A 23,609-nucleotide genomic window follows, 5' to 3' on the forward strand; every position below is an offset into this window, starting at 1 on the left:
ACCGACGAGCATGTGGTCGGCGGCGGCCGGCCGCCGGTCGACGTGCGGCACGCGATGCCGCGGGAGGCCGTGGAGATCGTCCGGGCGCTCTTCGCGGGCGGGCACGTCGACCACCGGGGCGAGCGCTTCGACGTGGAGCCGGCCCGGCGGTGGGACCTGCCGGACACCCCTCCGCCCGTCGGGATCGCCCTCTCCGGCGAGCGTTCCTGCCGGCTCGCGGGCGCACTCGCGGATCCGGTGGTCGCCACCGAGCCGAAGGCCGGGTTGCCGGATTCCTTCGACCGCCACGGCGGCGGGAAGCCCCCGGGTGGGCCGGTTCCCGGTCTCCTGGGGCACCGACCGGGACGCGGCGGTCGAGCGGGCGCACTCCCGGTTCCGCCGGTTCGGCGGCGGCTGGAAGGCCGACTCCGAACCGCCGCACCCGGACGCGTTCGAGGCGGCCACGCGGTTCGTGGTGCCCGGCGACGTCGCCCCGGCGATCCCCTGCGGGGACGACCCCGGTCTCCTCGTCGAGGCCGTACGCCCGTACGCGGAGGCCGGGTTCACCGGGGTGGCGCCGGTGCCGATCGGCGGGGAGACCCGGCCGGACTTCGCGGACCGGTCGGAACGGACCCTGCCGCCCGCGCTCCGCACGGCGCCGGACCGGCCGCCCGACGCCGGTGCCACGCGACGGAGTTGGATGAATCGTCCGCCCGCCCCGACATCATCCCGGCGGGCGGGGTACTAGAAGGGCCCATGTCCGTACTCCCGGAGGGCCCGTCGTGAACCCCGTCCTGCGCAAGACCCTGGTAGTCCAGCTCCGGACGGTCGGGGCCGACCGCTTCCCCCTCCTCGCCCACCTCCTCTACGACCCCGCCGACCCCTTCGCGCTGACCGTCACGTTCACCCATGAGGGCCGGGTGCTCGCCCGCTGGGCGCTGGACCGGGGGATGGTGGCCGAGGGCCTCACCCGGGAGGTCGGGGTGGGCGACGTGCGGCTGCGGCCGTGTGCGCGCGGCATGTGGGAGGAGCTGCGCATGGAGTTCCTCGGCGACGTGCGGCCCGACGGGGAGCGCCCCCGGGCCGTGGTGTTCGTCTGGGCGGTGCCGCTCGCGGCCTTCCTGCGCGAGACGCGGAGGGTGGTGCCGGAGGGCACGGAGGAGATCCGTATCGACGACGTCCTCGCGGCCCTGACGGCCGAGGGCTGACCCGGGCCCGCCGGCCGCGGGAGCCACGCGCCGGGAGCGGCCCGGCCGCCCGCACCGGCCCCCGTTCGGGCGTGCACCGCGCGGTTGCGCGGGCCGGAACCGAACCGGCCGAGGAGGGAGACGCGTGTCGGGCACTCAGCTCACCGTGACGCTCAGCGGCGGCGGCATCGACGGCGCGCGGGCGGTGGATGCGCACGCCGGAGGAGGTGTTCGGGGCGTCCGACGGGCCTCCGGACGACGAGCGGGCGAGGTCCGCACGGCGACGTTCGAGGCCCCGGCCGCCGGCCCGCCCCTCCGCGAGCACCGGGCCTGCGGGCCGTCCGCCCCCGGAGGGTCCGGCGCCGCCCGGCTGCCCGCGCCGGTGTCGGTCACCGTGCAGGGCACCCCGGGGGCCGTCGAGGCGGCCGGGGCGGCGCTCGCCGGTGCCCTCACCGTGCGGGACGAGGGCGCCGCCGCCGGTGACCGGGAGCGGGAACGGCAGTTGCTCCTGCTGCGGTGAGCCCCGCCTTGCCGGGCGGCCGTGTCCGCCCGGCGCACCGGGTCAGCGCGCGGGAGCGGGGGTCACCAGCGGCCCTCGACCTGCTCCCGGACGCGCCGGTCGTAGAGGTCCCCGATCGCGGTGAGCGTCTCCTCGGACAGCTCCGGCAGCCGCGCGGCCTCGGAGTTGGCGCGGGCCTGCTCGGGCGAGCGGGCGCCGGGGATGACGGTGGTGACACCGGGCTGCCGCGCGATCCACCGCAGGGCGAGCTGCGCGGGCGTGTACCCCTCGGGGGCGAGGGCGGAGAACTCCGCGGCGGCCTCCACACCGGTGGCGAAGTCGACGCCGGAGAAGGTCTCGCCCTGGTCGAACGCCTCGCCGTGGCGGTTGAAGGTACGGTGGTCGTCGGCCGCGAAGACGGTGTCCCTGGTGTACTTGCCGGACAGCAGGCCGGAGGCGAGCGGCACCCGGGCGATGACGCCGACGCCCGCCTCCCGGGCGGCCGGGAGGACCTCGCGCAGCGGCTTCATCCGGAACGGGTTGAGGATGATCTGCACCGAGGCGACGTTCGGCCGGGCGATGGCGGTGAGGGCCTCGGCGCAGGTCTCCACGCTGACGCCGTAGGCGGCGATCCGCTCCTCCTCGACCAGGGTGTCCAGGGCGTCGAACACCTCGTCGCTGGAGTAGACGGGCGTGGGCGGGCAGTGGAGCTGCACCAGGTCGATCACGTCGACGCCCAGGTTCCGGCGGGAGCGGTCGTTCCACTCGCGGAAGTTGCCGAGGACGTAGTTCTGCGGGATCTGCTCGACCCGGCGGCCCATCTTGGTGGCGACCGTCACGCGCAGATCGGGCCGCCCGCCGAGGAATCCGGCGATGGCCTGCTCGCTGCGGCCGTCGCCGTAGACGTCGGCGGTGTCGAAGAAGGTGACGCCGGACTCGGCCGCCGCCTCCAGGACCGAGAGGGCCTGCTTGTCGTCGACGTCACCCCAGTCGGCTCCCAGTTGCCAGGTGCCGAGGCCGATCACGGATGCGTGCTGGTTCGACCTCTTGAAAGTGCGCTCGTCCATGGCGACAGTCTGTCATCAGGGGTTTTCCCGCACCGCGCGGGGCGGGGAGCGTTCCCACCGGTGGCCGGCGCCCGGTCCGGCACCGGGCCGGAACCCGTCCGGCCCCGATCCGCCGCCGGTCGGCCGCCGGGCCGGAACCCGTCCCCTCCGCCCGGGCCGTCCGGTCCCCGGGCCGGGTCACCGCCCCGCCGGGACCCGCCGCTCCCCCGCCGCGTCCGGCGCGCTGCGGGCCTGCACCGTGCGGGCGACCCTCGGGCCCAGCCAGTGCTTGAGGCGGCGCAGCGGCTCCAGCCGCCCGGCCGCCCGGTCCAGCCGGTAGTACACCTGCGGCGGGATGTGCGGCAGCAGCGGGGAGTGGCGCTGGCCGAGCAGGGCGAACATCACCTCGGGCGGCAGGCCGATGTAGCGGGGCAGGTTCTCGTACCACTGGGCGCTGTAGCGGGCGGCGCTCTGCACCGGGAGCAGGGCGGCCCGCCGTTCGCGCTCGTAGCGGGCCAGCGCCGCCGGGAGGCCCCTCTCCCCGTCCAGCGCGGCGGCGAGCGCCATGGCGTCCTCCAGGGCGAGGGTGGTGCCGGCGCCGATGGAGTAGTGGGTGGTGTGGGCGGCGTCGCCGAGCAGCACGAGGTTGCCCCGGGACCAGGTGCGGTTGGTGAGGGTGCGGAAGGTCGTCCAGGGGGCGGGGCCCGCGCCGGGGGCGGCGCGCCCGGTGAGCGGATGGCCGTCCAGGACCCCGGCGAACAGGTCCTCCAGCAGGGCCAGCCCCTCGGCCTCCTCCGCGCGGTCCAGACCGAGCCCGCTCCAGGTGCCGGGCGCGCACTCGATGACGCAGGTGCTGCCCCGGGGGCCGTAGCCGTAGCCGTACGCCCAGATCCAGCCGTGGGCGGTCTCGGCGAAGGCGAAGGTGAAGGCGTCGAGGACCTTGGTGGTGCCGAGCCAGAGATAGGGGTTGCGGCCGGTCCTGATCCGGGTGCCGAAGTGGTCGGCGTACTCGGTGCGCAGGGCGCTGCGGACGCCGTCGGCGGCCACCACGAGGTCGGCGTCGGGCGGGTGGGCGGCGGTGACCTCGTCCTCGTACGCGACGCGCACGCCCAGTGAGCGGGCGCGGGCCGCGAGGATCTCCAGCAGCCGGTGGCGGCCGATGCCGAAGCCCTCGTCGCCCCGGTGCCGTGCGGCCGGGCCGCCCAGGTGGGCGACGCCGTCGCGCCAGCGCGCGGAGTGCTCCCCGACGGCACGGGCGGACTCGGGGTCGTGCGCGTGGAGCCGGTCGAGGAGACCGCGCCAGTAGGTGACGCCCCAGCCGTAGGTGGAGCCCTCGGGGTCGCGTTCGTGGACGGTGATCTCGTGGGCGGGGTCCCGCAGCTTCAGCAGGATCGAGAGATAGAGTCCGGCGGGCCCGCCGCCGACGCAAGCGACCTTCACACACACCCCTGCGATACGACCAAATCGGACATTTGGTGCGCAGGCTAGCAGGGCCGGGCGGGTCCGGCGCATGGGCGCGGGAGGGGCCGGGGTGTCCGGCGCGTACGTCCGGACACCGTCGCGGCGCGGCGGGAGGGGGCTCCGCTGGACCGGCGGGGGCGGGCGCCGCCGGGTGTCCGGGCGCCGCGCCCGGGCGCCGCCCGGCGCCGGGCACCCCGGTCGCGGCGGGTCCCGGCGCGGGGCCGGGGGAAGCGCTATCCGGCCGCCGCGGTGCGGCAGTCCGGGTGGCCCCAGCCCTGGTCGTTCCTGGCGATGGACTCACCGGCCGCGTAGGACCGGCCGCAGACGCAGCGCCCGGGGAACTTGGCCTTCAGCGTCCGCGAGGAACTCCCGCCCTTGCGGGCCGCCGTGCCGGGCTTGCGGCGGGTGGCGGCGCGGACGGCCGGGACGTCCGGGGAGGGCGGCGGTTCCGGGGAGCCGAGGGCGCTGCTCGCGCCCTCCTGGTCGGTGGCCGCCCGGCTGGCCGCGCGGTCCGCGAAGTCGTTCAGCGGGTCTCCGTCGACCTGGTGGGCGGGGACGTAACGGAAGTCGACCGAGCGGCCGTCGAGCAGGGCGTCGATGCGGACGACGAGTTCCTGGTTGGCGACCGGCTTGCCGGCGGCGGTGCGCCAGCCGTTGCGCTTCCAGCCGGGCAGCCAGGTGGTGACGGCCTTCATGGCGTACTGGGAGTCCATCCGGACCTCCAGCGGCACATCCGGGTCGGTCGACGCCAGGAGCTGCTCCAGGGCGGTGAGTTCGGCGACGTTGTTGGTATTCCTGCCGAGCGGGCCCGCCTCCCAGCGGACCGGCGTCCCGGAGGTGTCGGCGAGGACCCAGGCCCAGCCGGCCGGACCCGGGTTCCCCTTCGAAGCCCCGTCGCACGCGGCCACTGCTCGTTCACGCATGCGCCGATCATGCCATGGTCCGGCGGGGCTCCCGGACGTGCCTCAGGAGACCTCGCCGAGGGTGGGCGTCTCCCCCCGGGTCCGGGTCACGTCGATGACCGAGAAGTGCGCGCCCTGCGGGTCGCCCAGCGCCGCGAACCGGCCGAAGGGACTGTCCATCGGGCCGAACCGCAGCGTCCCGCCCCGCTCGGTGGCGCGGGAGACCGCCGCGTCGCAGTCGTCGACGGTGAAGTAGACGTTGATGAAGGACGGCATCCCGGGCGGGAAGTCGTCCGTCATCGCCATCCTGCCGAGCACGGTGCCGTCCTTCGTGTCGTAGACCCGGAAGTCCATGCCCGCGTCCTCCATCCGCCGCGTGGTGTAGGGGAAGACGGCGGGGAAGAACGCGTCGGCCGCGGCGGGGTCGCGGGTGAAGACCTCGGCCCAGCAGAAGGCGCCGGGCACGCCGACCGCCCCGAACCCCTCGTGGCTGCCGGGCTGCCAGACGCCGAAGACGACGCCGCCGGGGTCGCGGGCCAGGCACATGGTGCCGAAGCCGTCGACGCGCATGGGCTCCGCGAGCACCTCGCCCCCGGCCGCGCGGACCCGTTCCGCGGTCGCCGCCGCGTCCGGGGAGGCCAGGTAGAGGCACCAGCGGGCGACCTCGTGGCCGGGCGCGGGCGGGACCACGGCGGCCACCGCGCTGTCGCCCGCGTAGGCCTGGGTGTAGTCGCCGAACTCCGTCGGCATGTCGCGGAAGGTCCAGCCGAGGACGGCGCCGTAGAAGGCCTTGGCCCCCTCGACGTCGCCGCACATCACATCGGCCCAGCACGGGGCCCCTTCGGTCGGTGCGGCCATGGCTGCCGCCTCCTGTCTGACTCGGTGGGGGTCGCCCGCGCGCGGGTGCGCCGCGGGCGCTGTCGGTGGGGCGGGCCCGGACCACCCGGCGGGCGCCGGGCCGGGCCGCGCCCCGGAGGGATCAGTGGTCGGCGGCGAACGCCCTCTCCAGGGCGGCGAGGTCCAGCTTGCGCATCAGCATCATGGCCTGGTTGACCCGGGCCGCCTTCGCCCCGTCGGGGTCGCGGAACATCTCCTCCAGCCGGATCGGCACGACCTGCCAGGACACGCCGTAACGGTCCTTGAGCCAGCCGCAGGGGCCCTCCTGGCCGTCCTGGGTGAGCAGGGACCAGTAGCGGTCGATCTCCTCCTGGGTGTCGCACATGATCTGGAAGGAGACGGCCTCGTTGAAGGTGAACTCCGACCCGCCGTTCAGCGCGACGAACTTCTGCCCGTTGGCCGTGAAGTCCACGGTCAGCACGGTGCCCGCGGGGCGCGGGGCGTTCTCCGGGTAGTAGCTGATCGCGCCGAGCCCGGAGTTCTCGAAGACGGAGACGTAGAAGCGGGCGGCCTCCTCGGCCCGGTCGTCGAACCAGAGGCAGGTGGTGAATCCGTTGGTGTCCATGGGGTCCTCCTGCGGACGAAACGCCGGTCATGAGGGGGGACCGGGGCGGGGCCCGGAACTCATCGGTGCGCGGCGGACGGAATCCCGGCCGGCACCGGACGCCGCCGGAGCGCGGGACTCAGCCCCGCATCCGCGCGCCGGACGGCTCCGCGCGGCGCGCGGCTCCGCCCCGGGCGGATCTGCTCCCGGCAGAGAAACCCCCGCCGGACGTCCCTCTCGTTCCAGAGTGGGGGAACCGCGGCCGATCCGCCGCCCGCGGACCTCCCCGACCCCCTCAAGGAGCACCCATGTCCCCCTTCGACTCCGGCCCGGCGCCCGTTCCGCCGCCCCCGCGCGCCCAGGAGGGCGACACCCCTCCCACCCGCTTCGACGACCATCTGGCGGCACAGCTGCTCGCCCAGCGGATGGTGCTGCTGAGCACCCGGGTCGACGAGGTCTCCGCCCACCGGGTCTGCGCCCAGTTGCTCGTCCTGTCCGCGGAGGACCCGCACACCGACATCTGCCTGTGCGTGAACAGCCCCGGCGGCTCCGTGCACGCCGGGCTCGCGATCTACGACATCATGCGGCTGATCCCCAACGATGTGTCCACCCTCGCCATGGGGTTCGCGGCCAGCATGGGCCAGTTCCTGGTCAGCGTGGGCGCCGCGGGCAAGCGGCACGCCCTGCCGAACGCGCGGATCATGATGCACCAGCCGTCGGCGGGCATCGGCGGCACCACCGCCGACATCGAGATCCAGGCGGACAACCTGGAGTTCACCAAGCGGACCGTCGAACGGATCATCGCCGAGCACACCGGGCAGAGCCCGGAGGCCGTCTCCCGCGACGGCGACCGCGACCGCTGGTTCACCGCCGAGGAGGCCGTGGCGTACGGGATGGTGGACAGCGTCGTGGAGTCCCTCGCGGACATCCGGCCGACCGCGTCCCGGCGCAGGACGGGGCTGCGGTGACGGCGGGCTACACGATTCCGCACGTCGTCGAGCGCACCCCGCGCGGCGAGCGGACCTACGACGTGTTCAGCAGGCTGCTCTCCGAGCGGATCGTCTTCCTGGGCACCGGGATCGACGACGGCGTCGCCAACGTGGTCATCGCCCAACTCCTCCACCTGGAGTCGGCGGCGCCGGAGAGCGGGATCTCGGTCTACCTGAACTCCCCGGGCGGCTCGTTCACCTCGCTCATGGCGATCTACGACACCATGACCTTCGTCCGGGCGCCGGTCTCCACGTTCTGCGTCGGCCAGGCGGCCTCCACGGCGGCCGTCCTGCTGGCCGCCGGGGACCCCGGACGGCGGTTCGTGCTGCGCCACTCGCGGGTGCTGCTCGGGCAGCCCGCCAGCGCCGGACGCCAGGGCACGGTGTCCGACCTGGCGCTTCGGGCCAAGGAGATGGTCCGCGTCCGCGCCCAGGTGGAGGAGGTGCTCTCCCGGCACACCGGCCACGACACGGCGACCCTGCGGGCGGACATGGACCGCGAGAAGGTGCTCACCGCCGAGGAGGCCGTGGCGTACGGACTGGCCGACGAGGTGCTCGGCCCGCGCCGGGGGCCGGTGTCCGGCGGCGGGTGAGGGCGCACGGCCGGACCGGCCGGGGCGGCCGGGGGCGGCGCGGGAACCGCCGGGGTGCCGTGCGGGCCCCCGGGGTGCGTGCGGAGCCGCAGGGGGGGCGCCGGTCGGCGCGCGGGCCGCGCCCCGGGGACGTACGCGCCGGTGCGCGCGCCGGGGGCCGCCCCGCACGCGCACCGGCGCCTTCCGTACGCCGGCTCCCGGTCAGGCGGCCAGGCAGAACCCGTCGCGGCGCGCGGCGGGGCGGCCGGGGGCCGCGAGGGGGCCGGGGTGCCGGGAGGTGAGCCGGAGCAGTCTGCCGTGGGTGCGGGCCAGCAGGTCGCCCAGGCCCAGCCCGAGCGCCGCCGCGGCGGCGGCCAGCACCTCGGACGACGCCTCCTTCCGTCCGCGTTCGATCTCCGAGAGGTACGGCAGGGAGATCCGGGCGGCCTCGGCGACGTCCTTGATGGTGCGCTCCTGCGCGAGACGCTCCCCGCGCAGGACCTCGCCGACCAGATCACGCCACAGGGGCTCCCGGGCGGCGGGGCCCCGGGGCCCGGGGCGGGGCAGGGGGCGCGGAGGGGCGACGGGCGTCTCGTTCGTCACGTGGCGGGTCACGGGATCAGCCTAGAAGCCCGGCGGCCCGGCGGAAGGGTCCGGTGTTCCGCCGAGAGGGGAACCGGGAGGACACCCGGGCGGCGCGGTTCCCGGGCGGGGCGGTGCCCGGGCGGGGCCGGGAGCCGCCGGGAGCCCGTGGGGCGCGCGGCCCCGTACACCGGACGTCCCGCGGCCCTCGTCCCACGTCCCGGCGAACCGCGCGAGCCGCGCGAGCCGCCCCGTCGTCCCGCCGGATTCCGCCGCCCCGCGAAGCGGAAGGCATGGGTCGCCGTCTCCCGGGTATCCGCCGACGGGAAGGACCGAGGAAGAAGTGTCGTCCGACCGTGACTTTCGTGGGAGAGGCAAATGAAGACCGCCGTGACCCGGCCGCAGGCGCAGGTTGTCGAGAGGACCGGCACGGGCACACCGGGTGACGGACCCCTGCCGGACATCCCGGACCCCCGTGCCGTCGCGCCGCGCGACGCGCGCCAGCTCTCCCGGCACTTCTTCCGGCGCCTGACCGAGGTCGAGGAGGGCACGTACGAGTACCAGTACGCGCGCAACACCCTCATCGAGATGAACATGTCCCTCGTGCGCTTCGCCGCCGGACGGTTCCGGGGGCGCGGGGACGACATGGAGGACGTCGTCCAGACCGGCATGATCGGCCTCATCAAGGCCATCGACCGCTTCGAGCTGTCGCGCGAGGTCGAGTTCACCTCCTTCGCGCTGCCCTACATCGTCGGCGAGATCAAGCGCTTCTTCCGCGACACCACCTGGGCCGTCCATGTGCCCCGGCGGCTCCAGGAGCTGCGGGTGGAGCTGGCCAAGGCCCGCGAGGAGCTGTCCAGCCGGCTGGACCGGGAGCCGACGGTGGCCGAACTCGCCACGCTGATGAACATCACCGAGAACGAGGTGGTCGAGGGCCAGATCGCGTCCAACGGCTACAACTCCTCGTCGCTGGACGCCGCGCTGACCGGGGAGGGCCCCGAGGGCGGCGAGGCGGTGCTCGCGGACTTCATCGGGGTCGAGGAGCACGGGCTGCGGCTCGTCGAGGACTTCCACGCGCTGGCGCCGCTGATGGCCGGGCTGAGCGAACGCGACCGGCGGATCATCCATCTGCGGTTCGTCGAGGAGGCCACCCAGGCGGAGATCGGCGAACGGCTCGGCTGCTCGCAGATGCATGTGTCGCGGCTGATCAAGCGCATCATCACCCGGCTGCGCGAGGGCATGCTGGGCGAACTGGGCTGCGCCTGAGACGACGCGGCGGCCCCGGTGCGCCGACCGGTCACCGGGGCGGCCCGCCGGGCCGAGGAGGCCCCGGCGCCGTTCCCCCGCGCGGACCGCGGACAGGAGCCGGAGCGTCACTCGGCGGTGAGCCGCACCACCGCGCGCACCCGTTTGCCGACCGGGACGCGCTCGACGACGATGCGCTCCGTCAGCGCGTGGACGATCTCCAGCCCGTGCCGCCCCACCCGTTCGGGATCGCGCGGGAAGCGCTGGGGCACGGCGCCGCTGCTGTCGTAGACGCAGACGGCGACGGAGGTGTCCGTGCCCTCCAGTTCCAGGACGTAGGGGCCGTCGCTGTGCCGGTCGGCGTTGGTGACCAGTTCGCTGACGACCAGCAGGACCGCGCCGTCGGTGCGGCGGCCGATGGCGGCGCACCACTCGGTGCGGAGCTGGTCGAGGAAGAGCGCGGCGAAGGAGCGGGCCTCCGCGATGCACCCCGGACCGCCGGAATAGTGTGCCGCCCGCCTCAGCGGTTCCACGGGAACATCGAAACCAGTCGGTATCACTGCCCCGTCCAGATGCTCGGTCATGCGTGTCTCTCTCGGAAGCCGGACTGGCCGGACGCTACTGCACCAGTCCTCGTACCCCGCCGTCGCCCCGGCAGTCCCCCCGCTCTCACGGCGGGCGCATCGTCACCGCGGTGAGGGGCACCCGCAGGGTACGGGAAGGGGGTGCGATGGACGAACTGATGGCCGCGCGGAGCCTGGGCACCCGGCCGGTGGTCACCCTCGGCGGCGACACCGTGGCCCTGGTCCGGGACACCGTCTTCGACGACGGCGCCGGATGGATCACCGGGTTCACGCTCAGCCGCCCGGGGCTGCGCTCCGGACCGCTCAAGGAGGGCCTGCCCTGGGCGACGGTGCACGCGCTCGGGCACGAGGCGGTGATGGTCCGGGACCGGCGGTGCCTGGTGGCGCTGACGGTCATGACGGTGCGTCAGGAGTCACTGCGGGCCAGGCTGCTGGGGGCCGCGCTGCGGACCGAGGAGGGCCGGGAGGTCGGCACGGTGCTGGACGTCGTCGTGGAGGGCGGCGCCTCCGGGCGGGTCGTGGGCTTCCGGGTGGCGGCCGGGCGGGGCTCCGCGTCCGGGTCCCGGCGCCGCGGGCGGACGGTGTACGTGCCGCGCGGGGAGAGCCTGGCGGTGGCCGGGCGGACCCTGGTGGTGCCCGGGGAGACCGTGCGGGAGACGGCGGACGGCCTGGCGGGCCTGGCGGTGCTCGTGGCCCGGGCACGGAGCGCGTCCGGTGGCGGACGGGGCGCGCCGTGAGACTCCTCTCCGAGGTGCGGGGGCTGCCGGTGGTGGTGCGGGGCGGCGGCCCCCGGCTGGGCACGGTGACGTCCCTGGCGGTGGACGCCGCGTCCGGCACGGTCACCCATCTGCGGTTCCGCGCCGGACGGCTGCGCCGGACGGTCGCGGTGCCCTGGGCGGCGGTGGCGGTGACCGGCCCCGGCGCCGTCGAGCTGCGTCCCGGTGCCGAGGCGGATCCGGCACCGCCCCGGCACGCGCTGCTGGGCCGCCGGGTCCTGACGGACCGGGGCGACGGCCGGGGCACGGTCCTGGACGCGGCGTTCGACCCGGACAGCGGCAGGCTGATCGCCGTCCTCACCACCCGGGGCGAGCTGCCTGCCCACCGGCTGCTGGGGCTCGGCGACCACGCGCTGGTCGTCCGGGCCGCCCCGGCGCGGACCGCCCGCACCTCCTGACCGCCCGCACCTCCTGACCGGCGGCGCCCGCCCCGCGCGGGCGGCCCCGGCGGGACCGCCGCGCGGCGACGCGGACGGCCCCGCCGGACGGGCGCGCCGCGCGGGCCCTGCCTAGCGTGGCAGCGTGAGCGCCCGAACCCCCGCCGTCCCCGCCGCGTCCCCCCACGGATGGGCGCGGGCCCTCCTCACGGTGCTGGCGGCCCTGGTCGCGATGGCGGTCGTGGCGTCGCTCGGGCTGTGGGCGGCCGGTGCCACCGGTCTCCCGGGCGGCGCCTTCCCCCGGGTGGTCATGGCGGTCGTCGTCATCGCCGTCGGCGGGTCGGTGGAGCTGTCCGGGGACGCCGGGGGGCTGGTCGGCAGCGACGCCGCGCTCACCGTGCTCCCGCTGTCCGTGACGCTGACCGGCGCGCTGGTCCTGGCACGGGGGTTCGTGCGCCCGCTGAGACACGGCGCGACCGCCGGTGCCCGGGAGGCGGCCGGCTGGGCGGGACGGATCGCCGTGCTCTGGTCGGCCGCGCTGCTGGGGCCGGCCTTCGCCGCGCGCCGGACCTTCGCGGTGCCCCTCGGGGAGGGGCTCCTCAACGACCTGGGCGACTTCTTCGGCATCGAGCCCCGGGTGGGCTTCACCACGGACGTGCCGTCGACGGTGCTCTTCGGGCTGCTGTGGCTGGCGGGCGTCCTGGTGGTGGCCCTGCTGGTGACGGACGGCGCCCCGCTGCCGGGACGGCTGCGGCCCCTGGTGGCGTCCGCCCGCCCGGCGGCGTGCGCGATGGTGGCGCTGCTGCTGGCGTACGTCGTCCTGGGCCTGGTCGTCGGCCTGGTCGCGGCCGGGACGCGGGGGCATCCGGCGGAGACGTTCGCGGTGCTGCTGCTCGGGCTGCCCAACCTGGCGTGGATCGCGCTGACCATCGGTCTCGGGGCGGCCTGGGACGGGCGGGTGGAGGGGCCGTTCGGACTGCCGATGCCCCGGGTCCTCGACGAGGTGCTGCGCACCCCGGACGTCTCCACGCTCGATCTGGGGACGCTCACCGAACGGGACGGGCGGATGTGGTGGCTGCCGGCCGTCGCCGTGGTGCTGCTCCTGGCCGCAGGGTTCCTCGCGGCGGTCCTCTCCCCCGCCGGGACCCCGTTGTGGGCGCACGCCGCGCGGCTGGCCGTGGCGCTGGTCTGCACGGTGCTGATGATCTGCCTGGTGGGCCGGGTGTACGCGCACTACGGGCTGTCGGTGCTCGGCATCGGGGACCTGGGCGGCGGTCTGACCGGTCAGGTGTTCCTGCGCCCGCGGACCTGGGCGGCGCTCTGGAGGGCCGCGCTCTGGGGGGCGGCCGCCGGTCTCGTGGGCGCGCTCCTCGCCCGCCGGTCCCGGGCCGGACGGCGCGCCGGGGCCGGGCGGGGCGGTCGCGCCGGGCGGTGACCGGGGCGACGGATGGGGCCCGGCGGGAGCGGCGGCGCGACAGGCGGGGACCGGGCACCCGGCGGGGTTTCGGGCGACGGGTGGGACCGGTCGCACGGTGGGGTCCAGGCGACGGGTGGGGTTCAGGCGACGGGGACGACGAGGGGCGGGGCGGCGCGCTGCATGCGCAGGGCGTCCACGGACTCGGCCAGCAGCTCGTACTCGGTGGTCTCGTCGCGGGTCGCGATCCGGATGAGCCGCCCGGCGGCCAGCTCCTCGGCCACGGACTCCTGCCGCCCGCCGTCGGCGCACCAGGCCCGCAGCACGCGGGGCACGTCGGGGGCGGTGTCGGCGAGCGGGGTGAGCGCTCCGCGGGGTAAGTGCGGGCTGCCGGGCTGGGGATCCAGGCGTTCCGCGATCCACGTCGCGCGGTCGCGCAGCCACCACAGGGCCAGGGGCAGGGTGGGTGCCCGGTAGGTGCCGAGGGGGACTCCGATGCGCCGCCCGTCGCAGACACCGTAGGCGGTGACGTGGCACAGGAACTCGTCGTGCACGGATTCCCCTCCCCGGGTCGCCCGCCCGCCCCACCGGTCCGGCGTGGCGTCCGTGCGGCCCGCGTGCTGTGCGTGAGGGCACTGTCGCGTGGCGTGCCCGCCCCTAGAGGTGAGTATGTTCACGACTGAACCACTGTCACCACGATTTTCCGGCCAGTCTCCCGGCCCGGACGGCGCCCCGTTTGGCCGAAAACCCGGCGCCGGCCGGACGGACCGTCATGACCCCCGGGGTAATCGACGCCGCCGCCGGGCGCGGGCAGGGTTGCCGTACCGGGTCCGAGAGGGCGGGGCCCGGCCCCTGACCAGTGCACCCGCCCCCGATGGAGGACACCCGCATGACCACTTCCACGCACCGCCACGAGAGCGCCGTCGCCCGCTACTTCGAGGCGTGGAACGCCGGACCCGGGGCGCTGGCCGAGGCGGTCGCCGCGGCCTGGGCCGCCGACGGCACCTACACCGACCCGCTGGCGGACGTCCGCGGCCACGAGGGGATCGCGGCGCTGATCGCGGGGACCCGCGAGCGGTTCCCGGGGTTCGCCTTCCGGCTCACCGGCGCGGTGGACGGGCACCACGACACGGCGCGGTTCTCCTGGGAGATGGTGAACGGGGCCGACGGCTCGGCGCCGCTGGCGGGCTCCGACGTGGTGACCCTGGACGCCGCGGGGCGCATCGGGTCGGTGTACGGCTTCCTGGACCGGGTGCCGCCGGGCGTCTGACCTCCCCGCCGGCCGCCGTCCGCGCCGAAGGGGGGTGGGCCGCTCGCGGGCGCCGGGACGTCCGGCGGGTCGTGAGCGGCCCGGCGCGGTGCCCGGCGGGACGGGACGCACGCGCGGCGGCGGGGAACGGCCGGGAGGGACCTGACCGGGCCCCGCCGGACCGGCGGCGGCCCGAGGGCGGTGCGTGCCGGCGGCTCCCGCCGGCGCCGCGGACGGAAGGGGTGACCGGACGGCTCGCGGCGTCCGGCGGAGTGGACCGCCGGGCGGAACGCCGCCCGCGCACCGGGCGTACCCGGACGGTGCGACGACGCGGCGAGGCGCCGTGCCGGGCGGCGCGAGCCGGTGAGCCCTTCCGGTCGCCGTGCTGGGGCCTTTCGTTCGGGTCGGGCCGGATCAGCGAGCGGGGTCCGGCGCCGTGCGTCGCCAGGCGGGGGAGGGAGTCGGGGCGGAGCGCGCCCTGGCGACCGACGACAACGCGGCGAGGCGCGGCGCCAGGGCCCGCGAGCCCGGCATGATCCGAACGAGAGGCCCTAGCCCTTGACGACGGCGTCGATGCGGGCCAGTTCGCCGGCGTCGAACTCCAGGTTGCCGGTGGCCGCGACGCTGTCCTCCAGCTGGCCCGGGCTGCTCGCGCCGACCAGCGCCGAGGTGACCCGGCCCCCGCGCAGCACCCAGGCCAGCGCCATCTGGGCGAGGGACTGGCCGCGGTCGGAGGCGATGGCGTCGAGGGCGCGCAGCTTGGCGACCAGTTCCCCGGTGACGGCGTCGGAGTTCAGGAACGGGCTGTCGCCCGCGGCCCGCGAGTCCTCGGGGATGCCGTCGAGGTAGCGGGAGGTCAGCAGGCCCTGCTCCAGCGGGGAGTAGGCGATGGAGCCCACCTCCAGCTCGTCCAGGGCGTCCAGCAGGCCGGTGCTCTCGGGGCGCCGGTCGAGCAGGGAGTAGCGCGGCTGGTGGATCAGCAGCGGGGTGCCCAGCTCGCCGAGGATGCGGGCGGCCTCCCGGGTCTGCTCGGGCGAGTAGTTGGAGACGCCCACGTAGAGCGCCTTGCCCTGCCGCACCGCCGAGTGCAGGGCGCCCATCGTCTCCTCCAGCGGAGTCTCCGGGTCGGGGCGGTGGGAGTAGAAGACGTCGACGTACTCCAGGCCCAGCCGGGCGAGGCTCCGGTCGAGCGAGGACAGCAGGTACTTGCGCGAGCCCCATTCGCCGTACGGGCCGGGCCACATCAGATAGCCGGCCTTGGTGGAGATCACCAGCTCGTCGCGGTACGGCGCGAAGTCGGCGCGCAGCGCGTCGCCGAGGGCGGACTCGGCGGAGCCGGGCGGGGGGCCGTAGTTGTTGGCCAGGTCGAAGTGGGTGACCCCGAGGTCGAAGGCGCGGCGCAGGATGGCGCGCTGGGTCGCGACGGGGCGGTCGGGGCCGAAGTTGTGCCACAGGCCGAGCGAGAGCGCGGGGAGCTTCAGGCCGCTGCGGCCGGTGCGCCGGTAGGGCAGGTTCGCGTAGCGGTCGGGGTGTGCGGTGTACAACGCGACTCCAGAGGGGTTGGACGACCCGGGGTACGGGCGCGGCGGAACCGGCCCGTGGACCTCCCACTCTGGCGTGGCCCGCGGGCAGTGGTCCAACAGGAGAATCCGATGGGATTCAGCGATTAGGCTTCTCGGTCATGGAACTGCGCCATCTCCAGCACTTCGTGGCGGTCGCCGAGGACCAGCACTTCACCCGGGCGGCGGAACGGCTGCTGGTCTCCCAGTCGGGCCTGTCGGCGTCCATCCGGGCGCTGGAGCGGGAGCTGCGGGCGCCGCTGTTCGTGCGCACCACCCGGCGGGTGGCGCTGACCGAGGCGGGGCGGGCGCTGCTGGGCGAGGCACGGCGGGTGCTGGCGCAGGTGCGCGCGGCGCACGAGGCGGTGGCGGCGGTGCAGGGGGTGCTGCGCGGCACGCTGTCGCTGGGCACCGAGCAGTGCGTGGCCGGGGTGGCGGTGGCGCGACTGCTGGCCGCCTTCCGGCACCGGCACCCGGACGTGGAGATCCGGCTGCGGCAGGCGGGGTCGGGCGAGCTGGCGGAGGAGGTCGCGGCGGGGCGGCTGGACCTGGCCTTCGCCTACCGGACCCAGGAGGACACCGAGCAGTTGCGGTCGCTGCCGCTCGACGGCGAGCCCATGACGGTGCTGTGCCACCCCGGCCACCGGCTGGCCGTCGCGGGGACCCCGCCGGCACCGCGCGACCTCGCGGACGAGGTGTTCGTGGACTTCCACCCGGACTGGGGCCCGCGCCGGATCACGGACGCCGTCTTCGCCGCGGCGGGGGTGCGGCGGACGGTCGCGCTGGAGGTCAACGACGTGCACGGGCTGCTCGACCTGCTCGACGAGGACCTGGGCGTCGCGGTCGTCCCCCGCCACTTCCGGCACAAGCGGCCGTCCCTCACCCCGCTGCCGCTGCGGGGCACCGCCGAGGCCGTGTACGAGACGATCGCGCTGCTGCCGCCCGAGGAGTCCACCAGCCCGGCGGCGCGGGCGCTGATGGCCCTGCTGGAGACGGGGAGCGGGTGAGCGCGGACTGCGCGATGGTGGACCCATGCACGCGAAGGACATCCTCATCGAGGGCTACGGCCGCATCGCGGAAGAGGTCCACGCCGTCCTCGACGGCCTGGACGAGCGGACGCTGAACGCCCGGCCGCCCGGCGGCGCCAACCCCGTCGCCTGGCTGCTGTGGCACCTCACCCGGGTCCAGGACGACCATGTGGCCGACGCCTTCGGGCTCGGCCAGCTCTGGCACACCGGCGGCTGGGAGGAGCGCCTCGGCCTCGGCCTGCCGAGCGGTGACACCGGGTACGGGCACCGCCCGGCGCAGGTGGCCAAGGTGCGGGTCGCCTCGGGCGAGCTGCTGGGCGGCTACTACGACGCCGTCCACGAGCGGACGCTCGGCGTCCTGCGCTCCCTGACCGCGAAGGACCTGGAGCGGATCGTCGACGAGCGCTGGGACCCGCCGGTGACGCTGGGCGTGCGGCTGGTCAGCGTCCTGTCCGACGACCTCCAGCACGTCGGGCAGGCCGCCTACGCGCGGGGGCTGCTTCGGAGCACGGACGCGTAGCCGGGCAGCACCACGTCCTCGATCAGGGCCCTGCGCTCGTCGAACGGGATGAAGGCGCTCTTGAGGGCGTTCACCGTGACCGTGCGCAGGTCCTCGGCGGTCCAGCCCGCCTGCTCGACCAGCAGCGACATCTCGCGGGTCATGGTGGTGCCGGAGACCAGGCGGTTGTCGGTGTTGAGGGTGACCCGGAAGCCGAGGTCCTTCAGCGCGGTGATGGGGTGCTCCGCGACGGAGGTGGCGGCGCCGGTCTGGAGGTTGGAGGTGGGGCACATCTCCAGGGCGATCCGGCGGTCGCGGATCCAGGAGGCGAGCCGGCCGAGCTTGCCCGCCGCCGGGTCGGGGATGTCGTCGGTGATGCGCACCCCGTGGCCGATCCGCTGGGCCCCGCACACCTGGAGGGCCTGGTGGATGCTGGGCAGCCCGTGCGCCTCGCCCGCGTGGATGGTGAACGGCACGTTCTCGCGGCGCAGGTGGGAGAAGGCGTCGAGGTGGTCGGCGGGCGGGAAGCCGTCCTCGGCCCCGGCGATGTCGAATCCGACGACGCCCGCGTCCCGGAAGGCGACGGCGAGATCGGCGGTGGCACGGGTCCGGTCGAACATCCGCATCCCGCAGAGCAGCGTGCCGACCCGCACCGGGGTGCCCGCGGCGGCGGCCCGGGCCATGCCCGCGGCCAGGCCCTCCTGCACGGTCCCGACGACCTCGGCGAGGGTGAGGCCGCCGCGCAGCATCAGCTCGGGCGCGTAGCGGACCTCGGCGTAGACGACGCCGTCTGCGGCGAGGTCGAGGACGTACTCCTCGGCGGTGCGCAGCAGCCCCTCCCGGGTCTGCATGACGGCGAGGGTGTGCTCGAAGGTGGCGATGTAGCGCACCAGGTCGCCGGAGTTGGCGGCCTCGTAGTACCAGGCGGCCAGTTCGCCGGGGTCGGTGGTGGGCAGGGTGTGGCCGACGGCGTCGGCCAGCTCCACCACGGTGGACGGACGCAGGCCGCCGTCGAGGTGGTCGTGGAGCACGGCCTTGGGGAGGCGGCGGAGGGTCTCGTCGTCTATGCGCGTAGAAGTCATGCGGTCGTTCCTCGCGGTTCGGTGCGGGAGGGCGGGGCGGTTCTCAGGCGGTGGGCCGGAGGGGGTCCCAGCGCGTGCCGTACGGGTCCCGGACGGCCGCGCCGAGGGGTCGCGGCCGGGGGGCGCCCGGGAGGGGCGCGGCGGTGCGGGCGCCGTCGCGGACGGGGCCGCCGGGGGCGGGCCGGCCGGGGACGGACGCGCCGCCCGGGCGCGGGACGGGGCCGGCTCGCCGGGGAGCGTGTCCGCCGGTCCGGGCCGACCGGGCGCCGCCTCCGGCGCGGGGCGGACGCGGCGCCGCGCCGTCTCCCCCGGCGCCCGGTCCGGCGGCGGGCCGCCGGGCTCCGGGCGTCCCGGTCGCGTGCCCGACGGGACGCGGGCCGAGGTCACCGGTGCGGCGGCGGGCCGCGGCGGCGCGGTCGTCGGCGTCGCGGGTGACCATGGCGGGGCGTCTCATCGGGGCCTTTCGGGAGCGGGCGGCCTGGGGTTGACGGGTGAGGTTATACGTAAAACCACCAGGATGCCAGTCCCGGCCGCGGGGAATACCGGGCACGCCCGCCCCGTCGCCCTCACGGGGCCCTCGGGCACCACTGCCCCCGCCGGAACCGCCGGGAGGGGCGGGCCACCGGGTCCCTTCGCGGGCACCGGACGGAGCGGGCCGCCGAGCGTCACCGGAAGCGGAGGGGTGAGCCGCCGGAATTCCTGGGTGCCCCGTGCTTTCCGGACCCGGGAGCACGGGGCGGGCTGAGCCCCTGGAACCCACGGGAGCGCGGGAAGCCTCCGGAACCCACCGGGAGCACGGGGCAGGGCAAGCCTCCGGGACCCGGCGCAACCACCCGAATCCCCTGGCGGGGCGTGCCTCCCGGACCCCGGAAGCACGGAGCGGGCCGAGCCGTCCGGGCCCCACCGGGAGCAAAGGGCAGGGCAAGCCTCCGGGACCCGCCGCGACCTCCGGAAGCCCCCGGCGGGGCGGGCCTCGCGGACCCGCCGGAAACACGGGGCACGAAGGGACGGAGGCACGGACGGGGGGACCGGACCACCGGAAGCCCTCGGGGTGCGGGGCTCCCGGGCCCGCCGAAACGCCGGTCGCGAGGGGTCACATGGCCGTCGGGGCCGTCGGGACCGACGAGGGTGTCCGGACGGCGAGACCGTCCGGGTCATCCGGGCCGACCGGGCCCGCCGCCGGGTCCTTCCGCGCCGACCGGATCCGCCCCGCGCGGCGGCCGGTGCGGGGCGGGTCAGCCGCGCCGGGCGGTGTCCAGCCGGGTCAGCTCCTCCTGTGTGAGGCGCAGCGCGCCCGCGGCGACGTTCTCCACGAGGTGGCCGGGATTCCCCGTGCCGGGGATGGCGAGGACGTGCGGACCCTGGTGCAGGGTCCAGGCGATGCGGACCTGGGCGGGGCTCGCGCCGTGCGCGGCGGCGACCGCGCGGACCTCCGCCGCGTGGGCGTCGTCCGCCCCCTCGGGCCCCGCCTCCCCGGCGATGGCGTAGAACGGCACGAAGGCGATGCCCCGGTCACGGCACAGGGCGAGGAGTTCGTCGGTGGCCGGGTCGTGGAAGCCGATCCCGTAGCGGTTCTGGACGGCGGTCACGGGCGCGACGGCCTCCGCCTCGGCAAGGTGGCGGGGCTCCACGTCGGAGATGCCGAGGTGGCGGATGAGCCCCTTCTCGCGCAGCACGGCGAGGGCGCCGAAGTGCTCGGCGACGGAGTCCTGCCGCATCCGGCGCAGATACACGAGGTCGAGGTGGTCGCGGCCGAGCTGGCGCAGGTTCTCCTCGACGTGGGCGCGCAGGTCCTCGGGCCGGGCGGAGGTCCCCCACTCTCCGGACCAGTCGCGGTACGGGCCCACCTTGACGGCGATCACCAGATCGTCGGCGTAGGGCGCCAGGGCGGTGTTGATCAGCTCGTTGGCGGAGCGCCGGGAGGAGAAGTAGAAGGCCGCGGTGTCGATGTGGTCGACACCGAGTTCCACGGCCCGGCGCAGCACGGCGAGGGAACGCCCGCGGTCGCCCGGGGTGCCGAGGTGGAAGGCGGCGCTGCCCGTCAGCCGCATCGCGCCGAGGCCGAGGCGGCGGACGGGCAGGTCGCCCAGGCGCCAGGTGCCCGAGGACTCCGCGGTGATCGCTTCCGAGGTCATCGGCGGAGTCTCGCACATCCCCCGGGCGTCAGCAGGTGAGGGCGCCGCCCGGCTGGACACCGAGGATCTGGGTGAACTGCTGGTACTTGGTGACACGGCTCTGGACCTGCGCCGGGTTCCTGCCGTCGCACTCCATGGCACCGTTGATGGAGCGGATGGTCTGGCCGAATCCGGCGCCGTTGACGATGGCGTTGTGCGCGGTCATGGTGCCGGGGCCCTTCTGGGTGTTCCAGTACCAGAGGGCGGTCTTCCAGGCGACGGCCGCGTTGGTCTGCACCAGCGAGGGGTTGTTGAGCAGGTCGATGCCCAACGCGTCGCCCGCCGCCTTGTAGTTGAAGTTCCAGCTGAGCTGGATCGGGCCGCGTCCGTAGTAGGCGGACTGGCCGGCCGGGCAGCCGTAGGGCTGGCTCCAGTCGCAGTAGTGCGGGTAGTTGGCGGTGTTCTGCTCGACGACGTACACCAGACCGCCGGTCTCGTGGCTGACGTTGGCGAGGAAGGCGGCGGCCTCCTGCTTCTTGGTGGTGTCGCCGCCGGTGTTGGCGAAGCCGGGGTAGGCGGAGAGCGCGGCGGTGAGCCCGCTGTAGGTGTAGAAGGAGTTCCGGCCCGGGAACATCTGGTTGAACTGGGCCTCGCTCACCACGAAGTTGCCGGCCGGGGTCTCCGAACCGCCGCCACCGCCGCCGCCCTGGGTGTCGCAGGCGTAGGGCTGCCAGTACCAGGTGCTGATGACCGGGTCGTAGCCCGGGTTGGCGTACTGGGCGACGTAGGCCTTGCCGTTGGTGTACAGGACGATGTCACCGGCCTTGTAGGACTTCCCGGCGGTCCAGTTGGGGTAGCTGGAACAGCCGGCGGCGAACGCCTGGGGCGCCGGCATGAGGACGGGCACGGCGCCGGCGAGGGCGAGTGCGGTCACGACGGCGGCGAAAGGGCGCCTCGACACAGGTGTGCCTCCTTCACGGAGCACGGCCGCTCCCCGGGGACGGGGCCGGACGAGCCGGACCCCGTCCATGCGGACCGGTCGTACCGGACCCGCGGCGCGGCGGGGCGGCCGTGGTGGGGGGTGTGGAGGCACACTCAACCGCTTTGGTCTGTACCAGTCAAGGGTATAGACCATTTCAATCCCCCGGAACCGGCCCCGGGTTGACCCCTTCCGAACCCTTTGCACCCCCTGGGGCCCGTGCGCACGTCCCGGCTCCGGACCGGCCGCACACGCCCGGTGCGCACCCCGGCGCACCCCGGCGCACCGGCTCCCGGCCGCCGCTCACGCGGGCTCCCCGTCTCCCTCCGCGCGCCCCGAGCCCCCTGGGACCCGTCGCCACGCCGGTCTGGCCGTACACCCCATGCCGACGGGGGCGGCGGGCCCGACGGGCTTCTGCGGCGGCGGGCCGTGAACCCGTGCGGCACCGGCCCGGTGGGCCGTTCCGGCCGCCTCCGGCCCCGTTGCCCCCGGCCGGAGGGCGGGCGGGCGACAATCGCTCCATGACGACGCCGACCACCGCTCCCCACCCGCTCGTCGACGTGGCCCGCCGTCTCGCCGCCGGTCTGCTCGCCCCCTCCGCCGCCCGCGTGGACCGGGACGGCGTGCCGGTGGGCCACGTCGACGCCGTACGGCGGTCCGGACTGTCCGGGGTGAGCGCGCCCGAGGAGTACGGCGGGGCCGGCGCCCCCGACGCGGTGGCCCGCGAGATCGCGGAGATCCTGGCCGGGGCGTGCTGCTCGACGTGGTTCGTGCAGACCCAGCACCACACACCGGTCCGGATGCTGAGCCGGGCGGAGCCGGGGCTGCCCGCACGCGAACGCCTGCTGCGTCCGCTCGCCACCGGCGCGAGGACGGCGGGGATCGCCTACGCCCATGTCCGCGCCTTCCCCCGCGTCCCGGTCCGCGTCACCGAGGAGCGGGACGGGCTGCGCTTCGATGGCACGGTGCCCTGGTACACCGGCTGGGGACTGAACGACGTGATGCTGCTCGCCGGGGTGACGGAGGGGGCCGAGGTGGTGTTCGCCTTCGTCGACGCCCGTGAGCAGCCGGGACTGCGCCCGTCGCGGCCGATGCGGCTCGCGGCGCTCTCGGCCGCCCGCACGGTCTCCCTGGAGCTGGACGGGCTGCGGGTGTCCCGGGACTCCGTCGTCCTGCGCACCCCGCAGGCGGAGTTCGCCCGCACCGACCTGGCCCGGGCCGCCAACGTCTCCCCCGCCGTCTTCGGCCTGGCGTACGCCGCGCTGGACCTGCTGGCCGCCGCCCCGCGGGGGGCGGACGCGGCGCACGCGCTGCGCGGCCGGATCGACGCGGTGCGCGAGCGGGCGTACGCCCTGGCGGACCATCCTGCCCCGCACGAGCGGACCGAGGAGCGCACGGCGCTGCGCACCCGGGCGTCGGACCTGATGCGTGCGGCTACGGCAGCGGCGGTGGTGGCCGGGGGCGGGCGGTCGATGAGCCTGGACAGCCCGGCCCAACGGCTGGCCCGGGAGGGGCTGTTCCTCCTGGTGCAGGGCCAGACCGCCCCGGTCCGCGAGGCCCACCTCGCCTCCCTGGCCGCCCTGTAGGCGCGCACCGGCCGGTCGCCGGGGCGGTGCCCGTACCGCGGGTCCCCGCCCGTGCCGGGCCGGTCACCTCCTGGGACGCGACCGGCCCGCTTCCGGCGGGGCGAGGCCCCGTGGCGGGGCTCAGCCGGGCAGGTCGCCGGTGTAGCGGTAGATGTTCCCCGCCGAGTTGACACCCCACACGGTGCCGTCCACTCCCGCCCCGACGTCGGTGAGCGCGCCGGGGATCTGCACCCAGGGGCTGGCGTCGTTGTTGGTGAAGCGGTAGATGTTGCCGGCCGCGTTGGCCCCCCAGACCGAGGTCCGGGAGCCCGCCGAGATCGCCTTGAGCGAGCCGGGGATCTGCTTCCAGTGACCGCTGTCCTGGTCGCCGGTGTAGCGGTAGATGTTCCCCGCCGAGTTGACACCCCACACGGTGCCGTCCGCCGCCGCCCCGATGTCCGCCAGAGCACCGGGCACCTG

At 75.7% G+C, this 23,609-nt stretch carries 25 protein-coding genes and 1 pseudogene; 13 read left to right on the forward strand and 13 right to left on the reverse strand.

Annotated elements, in window-relative coordinates:
• Positions 1-3: 3 nt before the first annotated feature.
• The 3 genes and pseudogenes from ACZ7LB_RS15750 to ACZ7LB_RS15760 all read left to right on the forward strand — a co-directional run.
• A pseudogene (locus ACZ7LB_RS15750) lies at positions 4-637 on the forward strand (TIGR03557 family F420-dependent LLM class oxidoreductase); the annotation flags it as partial.
• 124 nt (positions 638-761) lie between these two features.
• Entirely contained in the window at positions 762-1,187 is a 426-nt protein-coding gene (locus tag ACZ7LB_RS15755; protein WP_471468567.1) for an SsgA family sporulation/cell division regulator, read from the forward strand.
• Positions 1,188-1,311: 124 nt separating this feature from the next.
• The gene (locus tag ACZ7LB_RS15760) at positions 1,312-1,686 is read left to right on the forward strand and encodes a hypothetical protein (protein ID WP_471468569.1); all 375 of its coding nucleotides are present in this window, start codon (positions 1,312-1,314) and stop codon (positions 1,684-1,686) included.
• Positions 1,687-1,748: 62 nt separating this feature from the next.
• Here ACZ7LB_RS15760 and ACZ7LB_RS15765 read toward each other — a convergent pair whose 3' ends face one another.
• The 5 genes from ACZ7LB_RS15765 to ACZ7LB_RS15785 all read right to left on the reverse strand — a co-directional run bounded on the left by ACZ7LB_RS15765 (position 1,749) and on the right by ACZ7LB_RS15785 (position 6,536).
• Positions 1,749-2,732 carry an aldo/keto reductase gene (locus tag ACZ7LB_RS15765; protein ID WP_471468570.1) on the reverse strand — a complete coding sequence of 328 codons (984 nt, stop codon included), beginning with the start codon at positions 2,730-2,732 and terminating at the stop codon, positions 1,749-1,751.
• A 177-nt stretch (positions 2,733-2,909) separates the two neighbouring features.
• Positions 2,910-4,151, reverse strand: a complete 1,242-nt coding sequence (locus ACZ7LB_RS15770) for an FAD-dependent monooxygenase (protein WP_471468572.1) — start codon at positions 4,149-4,151, stop codon at positions 2,910-2,912.
• Between the two features lie 254 nt (positions 4,152-4,405).
• Complete coding sequence (locus ACZ7LB_RS15775; RefSeq protein WP_471468574.1) at positions 4,406-5,095, reverse strand: ribonuclease H family protein; 690 nt, start codon at positions 5,093-5,095, stop codon at positions 4,406-4,408.
• A 42-nt stretch (positions 5,096-5,137) separates the two neighbouring features.
• Positions 5,138-5,932 (reverse strand): VOC family protein, encoded by a 795-nt coding sequence (locus ACZ7LB_RS15780; protein ID WP_471468576.1) that lies wholly within the window; start codon positions 5,930-5,932, stop codon positions 5,138-5,140.
• Between the two features lie 121 nt (positions 5,933-6,053).
• Positions 6,054-6,536: a VOC family protein gene (locus ACZ7LB_RS15785; protein WP_471468577.1), complete on the reverse strand. Its 483-nt coding sequence runs from the start codon at positions 6,534-6,536 to the stop codon at positions 6,054-6,056.
• Between the two features lie 287 nt (positions 6,537-6,823).
• Between ACZ7LB_RS15785 and ACZ7LB_RS15790 the strand changes: the two genes are divergently transcribed.
• Both ACZ7LB_RS15790 and ACZ7LB_RS15795 read left to right on the forward strand, forming a co-directional pair.
• Entirely contained in the window at positions 6,824-7,483 is a 660-nt protein-coding gene (locus tag ACZ7LB_RS15790) for an ATP-dependent Clp protease proteolytic subunit (RefSeq protein ID WP_471468579.1), read from the forward strand.
• Positions 7,480-8,097, forward strand: a complete 618-nt coding sequence (locus tag ACZ7LB_RS15795; protein ID WP_471468581.1) for a ClpP family protease — start codon at positions 7,480-7,482, stop codon at positions 8,095-8,097. Before ACZ7LB_RS15790 ends, ACZ7LB_RS15795 begins: the two co-directional genes overlap by 4 nt.
• Positions 8,098-8,298: 201 nt before the next feature.
• Here the strand turns inward: ACZ7LB_RS15795 and ACZ7LB_RS15800 are convergent, their stop codons facing one another.
• Entirely contained in the window at positions 8,299-8,691 is a 393-nt protein-coding gene (locus ACZ7LB_RS15800; RefSeq protein ID WP_471468583.1) for a helix-turn-helix domain-containing protein, read from the reverse strand.
• Between the two features lie 345 nt (positions 8,692-9,036).
• Between ACZ7LB_RS15800 and ACZ7LB_RS15805 the strand changes: the two genes are divergently transcribed.
• Entirely contained in the window at positions 9,037-9,924 is an 888-nt protein-coding gene (locus tag ACZ7LB_RS15805) for an RNA polymerase sigma factor SigF (RefSeq protein ID WP_471468585.1), read from the forward strand.
• 107 nt (positions 9,925-10,031) lie between these two features.
• On the opposite strand, the gene ACZ7LB_RS15810 is transcribed toward ACZ7LB_RS15805, so the two are convergent.
• A complete protein-coding gene (locus tag ACZ7LB_RS15810; protein ID WP_471468587.1) occupies positions 10,032-10,487 on the reverse strand; it encodes an ATP-binding protein in 456 nt (151 codons plus the stop codon).
• A 146-nt stretch (positions 10,488-10,633) separates the two neighbouring features.
• Between ACZ7LB_RS15810 and ACZ7LB_RS15815 the strand changes: the two genes are divergently transcribed.
• From ACZ7LB_RS15815 to ACZ7LB_RS15825, 3 genes are all read left to right on the forward strand, one after another.
• Positions 10,634-11,224 (forward strand): PRC-barrel domain-containing protein, encoded by a 591-nt coding sequence (locus tag ACZ7LB_RS15815; RefSeq protein ID WP_471468589.1) that lies wholly within the window; start codon positions 10,634-10,636, stop codon positions 11,222-11,224.
• Positions 11,221-11,661 carry a PRC-barrel domain-containing protein gene (locus ACZ7LB_RS15820; RefSeq protein WP_471468591.1) on the forward strand — a complete coding sequence of 147 codons (441 nt, stop codon included), beginning with the start codon at positions 11,221-11,223 and terminating at the stop codon, positions 11,659-11,661. The genes ACZ7LB_RS15815 and ACZ7LB_RS15820 overlap by 4 nt, the downstream gene beginning before the upstream one ends.
• A gap of 124 nt (positions 11,662-11,785) precedes the next feature.
• Positions 11,786-13,075, forward strand: a complete 1,290-nt coding sequence (locus ACZ7LB_RS15825) for a streptophobe family protein (RefSeq protein WP_471468592.1) — start codon at positions 11,786-11,788, stop codon at positions 13,073-13,075.
• Between the two features lie 122 nt (positions 13,076-13,197).
• On the opposite strand, the gene ACZ7LB_RS15830 is transcribed toward ACZ7LB_RS15825, so the two are convergent.
• Complete coding sequence (locus ACZ7LB_RS15830; RefSeq protein ID WP_471468594.1) at positions 13,198-13,608, reverse strand: hypothetical protein; 411 nt, start codon at positions 13,606-13,608, stop codon at positions 13,198-13,200.
• A gap of 335 nt (positions 13,609-13,943) precedes the next feature.
• Here ACZ7LB_RS15830 and ACZ7LB_RS15835 point away from each other — a divergent pair, with 335 nt between their 5' ends.
• Positions 13,944-14,324 carry a nuclear transport factor 2 family protein gene (locus ACZ7LB_RS15835; protein ID WP_471468596.1) on the forward strand — a complete coding sequence of 127 codons (381 nt, stop codon included), beginning with the start codon at positions 13,944-13,946 and terminating at the stop codon, positions 14,322-14,324.
• A gap of 530 nt (positions 14,325-14,854) precedes the next feature.
• On the opposite strand, the gene mgrA is transcribed toward ACZ7LB_RS15835, so the two are convergent.
• Entirely contained in the window at positions 14,855-15,847 is a 993-nt protein-coding gene (gene mgrA, locus ACZ7LB_RS15840; RefSeq protein ID WP_471468598.1) for an L-glyceraldehyde 3-phosphate reductase, read from the reverse strand.
• A 137-nt stretch (positions 15,848-15,984) separates the two neighbouring features.
• Here mgrA and ACZ7LB_RS15845 point away from each other — a divergent pair, with 137 nt between their 5' ends.
• Both ACZ7LB_RS15845 and ACZ7LB_RS15850 read left to right on the forward strand, forming a co-directional pair.
• On the forward strand, positions 15,985-16,869 hold the full coding sequence (locus ACZ7LB_RS15845) for a LysR family transcriptional regulator (RefSeq protein WP_471468600.1): 885 nt from the start codon (positions 15,985-15,987) through the stop codon (positions 16,867-16,869).
• A 25-nt stretch (positions 16,870-16,894) separates the two neighbouring features.
• Complete coding sequence (locus ACZ7LB_RS15850) at positions 16,895-17,410, forward strand: mycothiol transferase (RefSeq protein ID WP_471468602.1); 516 nt, start codon at positions 16,895-16,897, stop codon at positions 17,408-17,410.
• Here the strand turns inward: ACZ7LB_RS15850 and ACZ7LB_RS15855 are convergent.
• The 3 genes from ACZ7LB_RS15855 to ACZ7LB_RS15865 form a co-directional block, all read right to left on the reverse strand.
• Positions 17,374-18,471 (reverse strand): adenosine deaminase, encoded by a 1,098-nt coding sequence (locus ACZ7LB_RS15855; RefSeq protein ID WP_471468604.1) that lies wholly within the window; start codon positions 18,469-18,471, stop codon positions 17,374-17,376. The two genes, ACZ7LB_RS15850 and ACZ7LB_RS15855, sit on opposite strands and share 37 nt — an antisense overlap.
• A gap of 1,235 nt (positions 18,472-19,706) precedes the next feature.
• Positions 19,707-20,606, reverse strand: a complete 900-nt coding sequence (locus tag ACZ7LB_RS15860) for an aldo/keto reductase (protein WP_471468606.1) — start codon at positions 20,604-20,606, stop codon at positions 19,707-19,709.
• Positions 20,607-20,634: 28 nt separating this feature from the next.
• Positions 20,635-21,546 carry a glycoside hydrolase family 19 protein gene (locus ACZ7LB_RS15865; protein WP_471468608.1) on the reverse strand — a complete coding sequence of 304 codons (912 nt, stop codon included), beginning with the start codon at positions 21,544-21,546 and terminating at the stop codon, positions 20,635-20,637.
• Positions 21,547-22,085: 539 nt separating this feature from the next.
• Between ACZ7LB_RS15865 and ACZ7LB_RS15870 the strand changes: the two genes are divergently transcribed.
• The gene (locus ACZ7LB_RS15870) at positions 22,086-23,150 is read left to right on the forward strand and encodes an acyl-CoA dehydrogenase family protein (protein ID WP_471468609.1); all 1,065 of its coding nucleotides are present in this window, start codon (positions 22,086-22,088) and stop codon (positions 23,148-23,150) included.
• A gap of 120 nt (positions 23,151-23,270) precedes the next feature.
• Here ACZ7LB_RS15870 and ACZ7LB_RS15875 read toward each other — a convergent pair.
• On the reverse strand, positions 23,271-23,609 hold a 339-nt coding region (locus tag ACZ7LB_RS15875), incomplete at its 5' end, for a tectonin domain-containing protein (protein WP_471468611.1).

Source organism: Streptomyces sp. NPDC107521 (genome assembly GCF_055598485.1).

What these genes read in the sequence shown, in the direction of transcription:
- ACZ7LB_RS15775 (WP_471468574.1), bottom strand. Translation starts at nt 5,095, where the DNA reads ATGCGTGAACGAGCAGTGGCCGCGTGCGACGGGGCTTCGAAGGGGAAC.
- ACZ7LB_RS15785 (WP_471468577.1), bottom strand. Translation starts at nt 6,536, where the DNA reads ATGGACACCAACGGATTCACCACCTGCCTCTGGTTCGACGACCGGGCC.
- ACZ7LB_RS15765 (WP_471468570.1), bottom strand. Translation starts at nt 2,732, where the DNA reads ATGGACGAGCGCACTTTCAAGAGGTCGAACCAGCACGCATCCGTGATC.
- ACZ7LB_RS15855 (WP_471468604.1), bottom strand. Translation starts at nt 18,471, where the DNA reads ATGACTTCTACGCGCATAGACGACGAGACCCTCCGCCGCCTCCCCAAG.
- ACZ7LB_RS15860 (WP_471468606.1), bottom strand. Translation starts at nt 20,606, where the DNA reads ATGACCTCGGAAGCGATCACCGCGGAGTCCTCGGGCACCTGGCGCCTG.
- ACZ7LB_RS15810 (WP_471468587.1), bottom strand. Translation starts at nt 10,487, where the DNA reads ATGACCGAGCATCTGGACGGGGCAGTGATACCGACTGGTTTCGATGTT.
- ACZ7LB_RS15870 (WP_471468609.1), top strand. Translation starts at nt 22,086, where the DNA reads ATGACGACGCCGACCACCGCTCCCCACCCGCTCGTCGACGTGGCCCGC.
- ACZ7LB_RS15815 (WP_471468589.1), top strand. Translation starts at nt 10,634, where the DNA reads ATGGACGAACTGATGGCCGCGCGGAGCCTGGGCACCCGGCCGGTGGTC.
- ACZ7LB_RS15780 (WP_471468576.1), bottom strand. Translation starts at nt 5,932, where the DNA reads ATGGCCGCACCGACCGAAGGGGCCCCGTGCTGGGCCGATGTGATGTGC.
- ACZ7LB_RS15790 (WP_471468579.1), top strand. Translation starts at nt 6,824, where the DNA reads ATGTCCCCCTTCGACTCCGGCCCGGCGCCCGTTCCGCCGCCCCCGCGC.
- ACZ7LB_RS15805 (WP_471468585.1), top strand. Translation starts at nt 9,037, where the DNA reads ATGAAGACCGCCGTGACCCGGCCGCAGGCGCAGGTTGTCGAGAGGACC.
- ACZ7LB_RS15850 (WP_471468602.1), top strand. Translation starts at nt 16,895, where the DNA reads ATGCACGCGAAGGACATCCTCATCGAGGGCTACGGCCGCATCGCGGAA.
- ACZ7LB_RS15835 (WP_471468596.1), top strand. Translation starts at nt 13,944, where the DNA reads ATGACCACTTCCACGCACCGCCACGAGAGCGCCGTCGCCCGCTACTTC.
- ACZ7LB_RS15845 (WP_471468600.1), top strand. Translation starts at nt 15,985, where the DNA reads ATGGAACTGCGCCATCTCCAGCACTTCGTGGCGGTCGCCGAGGACCAG.